Below are 4,471 nucleotides of genomic sequence, written 5' to 3'. Positions count from 1 at the left end.
CGCAGGACGGGGGGAACGGCAGGTCGTAAGGCAGACCCGTGCACCGCAGACGCCATCATCGCTCCACCTCTCCGACCTCCCGGTATGCCCTGGGCATCGCTGTAACGCTCGTGACCGTGCTGGCGGCCCTGCTGCTCACGTCTGCATCTCCCGCAGACGCCCGCGATCCCCTGTTCTCGTGCTTCTTTGCCGGCACCACGACCAACGGCAACATCTTCGTTGCCACGAGCCACGAAGACATCAGCGGCTCGAACCGCGTCGTGCTCTACGGGGTGCGCATCCCTCCCCAGGCTGAGTCCGCCTTCGGGAAGTACGTGCAGAAGATGCTGGGAGGATACCTGCTGCACGTGCGGGTGAAGCGACGCGTCGAGGGCGGCTCCATCCCCACCATGGTGGGTGAGGTGATGGTGGTGCAGGGCAGCACCTATGTGAACTTCAACAAGGCGGTGCTGCGCGACGGCTACGGAGAGCTCGCAAACGACGCACCGGCCTCCTACCAGAGCTTCTCACAGTACGCGCGCGCCAAGGGCCTGGGCATCTGGGCCAGCGGCCGTCCCCGCTGGATCATCCCACAGGTGGCCCGCGAAGAGACGATGACAGGCGCGGTCACAGACCGCGACAAGACCATCGAGAGATACGGCATCCCCAACTACACGAATCGCACCCAGATTCCCGACAACTACTCGATCCTGCAGTACCACATCTACATCACCGACTTCTACCTCAGCACGGGTCAGGTGTTCATCTACCGCGACGGCAAGCTGGTGAACCGTCAGGCCATGGGAAAGTAGGAGAGACCCCCGAATGTTGCGACGTCTTGTCTCCCTGAGCGTCGCCGCCCTCATCGCGGCGCTGCTCGTCGTGCCCGACGCGAATGCGACCCCCCCTCGCGTCACCCTGACCATGTGGTGCTCGCCCTACGCGGCCGAAGCCGGCTGGGCAATCGACATGGTGAGCCGATGGAACCGCGTGCATCCGGACGTGCAGGTACGGCTGCAGAAGATGCCCGCCGAGCGCGTGGCCGAAGACGTGCTTCGCGAGGCCATCAAGGACCGCAAGACGCCGGACGTGTGCGCCCACATGTTCCCCGTGAACGTGCACGAGTACGTGAAGATGGGGGGGGTGCTGCCGCTCGACGGCCACACCACCCTCATGGCGGCCTCGCAGCGACGCTCGGGCCCTGCAGACGCCTTCCGCTCCACCGACGGGCACCTCTACCAGATCCCGTGGAAGTGCAACCCCATCATGCTGCAGTACAACCGCGCGCTGCTGGGGCCGAAGCAGCAGCCGCCGCGCACGTACGGTCAGTTCCTGGCCATGGCCGAGGTCTTTCGCAGACGCGGGATCCAGGCCTGGGCGCCGGCGCCGGTCGACCGCTGGTACAGCCGCTACTACGACTTCTACCCGCTCTACATCGCAGCCACGAGCGGCAAGACATTTCTCGACGCCAGCCAGCGACCGGCCGTCGACGAAGCCGCCGCCACCGCGATCTTCGAGTTCATCGCGCGCACGTTCAAGAGCGGATACGCCTCCGAGCGCGACCGCTACCCCACCCCATCAGCCCAGACCGAAGCCTTTGCCTCCGGAAAGCTCGCCTTTCTCATCACGGGCCCATGGAACATCCAGCTCCTGAGCGAGATTGCCGGTAGCACCGTGAAGTTCGGGTTCGCTCCCCTCATGGTGCCAGATGGCACCGATCCGAAGCGGCCGGTCTACAGCTATGGCAACTTCCGCAACATCAGCGTCTTCAGCACCTGCCAGCATCCGAAGGAAGCCGCCGCCCTGATCGAGTTCCTCATCTCTCGGCCGGCCGACCTCGCGTTTCTCGAGGCCGCCTCACAGCTTCCCTACCGCCCCTCGCTGCAGAGCGACCCTGCCTTCCAGGCGCTGCTGAAACGAAACCCCCATCTCGCGGTGTTCGCCCGCCAGCTCCCGTGGGTGCGCCCCGTCGAGAACACGCCCCTCTTCAACCGCATCCTCGGCGCATTCTCGAAACCGCTCGCGGAGAGCGCGGTGAAGGGCACCGCAACGCCCCAGCAAGCGGTGCGCGAGGCCATCGACGTCATCTCGCGGCTGTTCCCGGGAACCTGAGCGCCTTACCGCGCGCTGAACGAGGTGGCGGCAGAGATGCGTCGCCCGTCTGGCATCTGCGCCTCCGCTTCCACCTTTGAGACACCAGGAAGGGGCGTGAAGGTGAGGGTGACACCTCCGAAGACGGGCTCGCACCCGGCACGCTCCCACACGATGCGGCTGGCCTTCGAGAGATCGAGCGCCCCGCATGTGAGGCGCACGGTGAGCGGCTCGCCGGCGCGCGCGGGAGGCACGCGGATCTCAGCGGCAGCCCCCCGCCAGGGCTGACGGGCCTGCGGCGTGCCGACCATCAGGAAGATGGCCGCACCGAGGCAGCGGGCCTGGGTTGCCGTCACCAGCTCGGTCTGCACGTGCCACGAATCGCTCCAGCGATCGTAGAGCGGTGATGGCGCGCGAGGTGCGTCGTCTGGGGGGAAGGAGAGCTCCCGCAGGCGGGTGCCGAAGCGAGGGAGGAAGGGCTCCACCGAGCGCAGGGAACCCACCGCAAGCCCAGACGGAGGAAGCTTGCGCCAGTCATTGGCGTGCGCCTGGCTGACGATCTCGCGTGGCCTGCGCCACCCCAGGCCGGTGACGAAGTCGACATTGCTCGGGTTGGCGCCCTGGTCGAAGTCGAGGTTGCTCACCACCGTGGCGAACAGCGAGGCTGAAGGCGCGATCAGCGCGGCGGCCATGGCGTCGAAGGCGTGGTCTCCCCCCGCGTGCCAGACCGCGTTCCCGAAGCGCTTGTCGGGGAGCGGAAAGCTCGTGCGATAGGCGCAGGCGTCGGCCCAGAGCACCTGATCGCGTCCCGCGTCGAGCACGCGCTGGCGGCAGGCCTCCACGAGGTCGGCGGGCAGGCCGGCCGCCCGACCGCGGAACGCGATGGTGCGGGTGGCGCAGCCGTACCCCTCGTACATGCGCCACCACGTCCATCGCAACGTCTCCGGGTCTCGCGGGTCGAAATCGACCGCCAGCAAGCGCGCGTAGCGCGGTTCCCCGGTGGCCACCGCCATCTCAGCCTCAGCCCACGCGATCTCATCGCGGTCGGCGAACTCCGCCCCGTAGTGCGTGATGCGCTGATAGGCGCCCACGCGCCCGTGAAGGGTCCAGGCCCGCTCGAGAAAGGCAAAGCCCGCACGGGCGGCGCGCAGGTAGCGCGCGGCCTCACGTGGACGGCTGGCGCGCAGGCTCGGAGACGCGCTGATCTGGGCGAGCGCGGCCACACAGGCCGCGGTGGCCGACGTGTTCTTGGGAAAGACGACCTGTCTGTCTCCCCGATCCGGCGGCACATCCCATTCGTACTTGCGGTCACGCGGATAGACGAGGAAGTAGAACCCGCCGTCGCCATCCTGCGCGCGACAGATGAAGTCGGCCTCGTGACATGCCATCTGCAGCAGATCGGCGACCCCGTCCCCGCTTTCCGGGAGCCCGAGATTGTCGATGCGTGAAGCGCCGGGCACGCAGTCGGCGGTGAAGGTGAGCGCGTGCACGAGCAGGGCGCTGTCGATGAGGTACTTGCTGTAATCGCCAGCGTCGTGGTGCCCGCCATGCACGTCGACCCTCCCCGCTTTCGAGAACGGGAAGCGCGCGCGCGCCACCGACGAGAGGGCCGGTGCAGACTGCCGCCCGTCACGCTGGCGCGAGAGCTCGAGCAGCACATCCTGCGTGTGCCGCGATCGCACGGTGGGAACCTCTGCCGGCGCCACGTGGCAGGGGGCGTGCGCAAAACGGGTGTACGGCAGCGACAAGCCGACGCCGCATCGCTGATGATAGAGCCCGAGCGCGTAGGCTCGAGCGAGATCGGCCCCCACGGCATCGTCGATGAAGAACGGGTGTGATGCGCCGAGCCCCTCGACCACGAGCCGATAGCGCCCCGGGGTGGACACCTCCGTGAAGTCCGCCGCCCATACCTTTGTGTAGGGCGGCGGCTCGCAGGTGAACCCCCGATCGGCCCGAGGCCGCAGCACGCCACGAAACACCCCGTGGCCCCGCTCGTCGACCAGCGTGAAGCGCTGCGGGCCCACGTCGAGCTCCCCGAGCGTGCCCAGGGTCGCCCCCACCAGGCCCACCTTGGGGCCACGCGTGAGATATCCCTCGTGGCTGCAGTGAACCGCGGGGCTGTAGCGAAACGGGGAAGCCACCGCCTCGACGGCAGCGATGGGTGAGACCACCCGCACCCGCTCCCCGGCTGCAACGGGACGGGCGAGCACGAGACAGAGCGCGCACGTCACGCGAAGGTCGTCGGTGCGCTCGCACGCATAGGCCACCCGGCGGCGGAAGCCCACCCGAAGAACGGAGAGAGAGCGACCCTCCCCCACCACCCTGAACGCCTCCGGAGGGGGACAGCGCCTTGAGAAGTCCCACTCTCGCGGAGCGCCCGTTCGATAGTCCGGCCCGAGCC

3 protein-coding genes are annotated in these 4,471 nt (G+C 68.0%); 2 read left to right on the top strand and 1 reads right to left on the bottom strand.

Features of this window, described 5'->3' with window-relative positions; all coding sequences use genetic code 11:
- Positions 1-38 precede the first annotated feature (38 nt).
- Positions 39-791 carry a hypothetical protein gene (locus EB084_20185; protein ID NDD30585.1) on the top strand — a complete coding sequence of 251 codons (753 nt, stop codon included), beginning with the start codon at positions 39-41 and terminating at the stop codon, positions 789-791.
- Between the two features lie 13 nt (positions 792-804).
- Positions 805-2,091 carry an extracellular solute-binding protein gene (locus tag EB084_20180; GenBank protein ID NDD30584.1) on the top strand — a complete coding sequence of 429 codons (1,287 nt, stop codon included), beginning with the start codon at positions 805-807 and terminating at the stop codon, positions 2,089-2,091.
- 5 nt (positions 2,092-2,096) lie between these two features.
- On the opposite strand, the gene EB084_20175 is transcribed toward EB084_20180, so the two are convergent.
- Positions 2,097-4,391 (bottom strand): glycoside hydrolase family 9, encoded by a 2,295-nt coding sequence (locus tag EB084_20175; GenBank protein NDD30583.1) that lies wholly within the window; start codon positions 4,389-4,391, stop codon positions 2,097-2,099.
- Positions 4,392-4,471: the final 80 nt, after the last annotated feature.

The sequence above is a fragment of the Pseudomonadota bacterium genome, assembly GCA_010028905.1.
Taxonomy (GTDB): Bacteria; Vulcanimicrobiota; Xenobia; order RGZZ01; family RGZZ01; genus RGZZ01.
The sequence above is the reverse complement of the archived record's forward strand: the minus strand, read 5'-3'. Positions and strand labels throughout refer to the sequence as shown.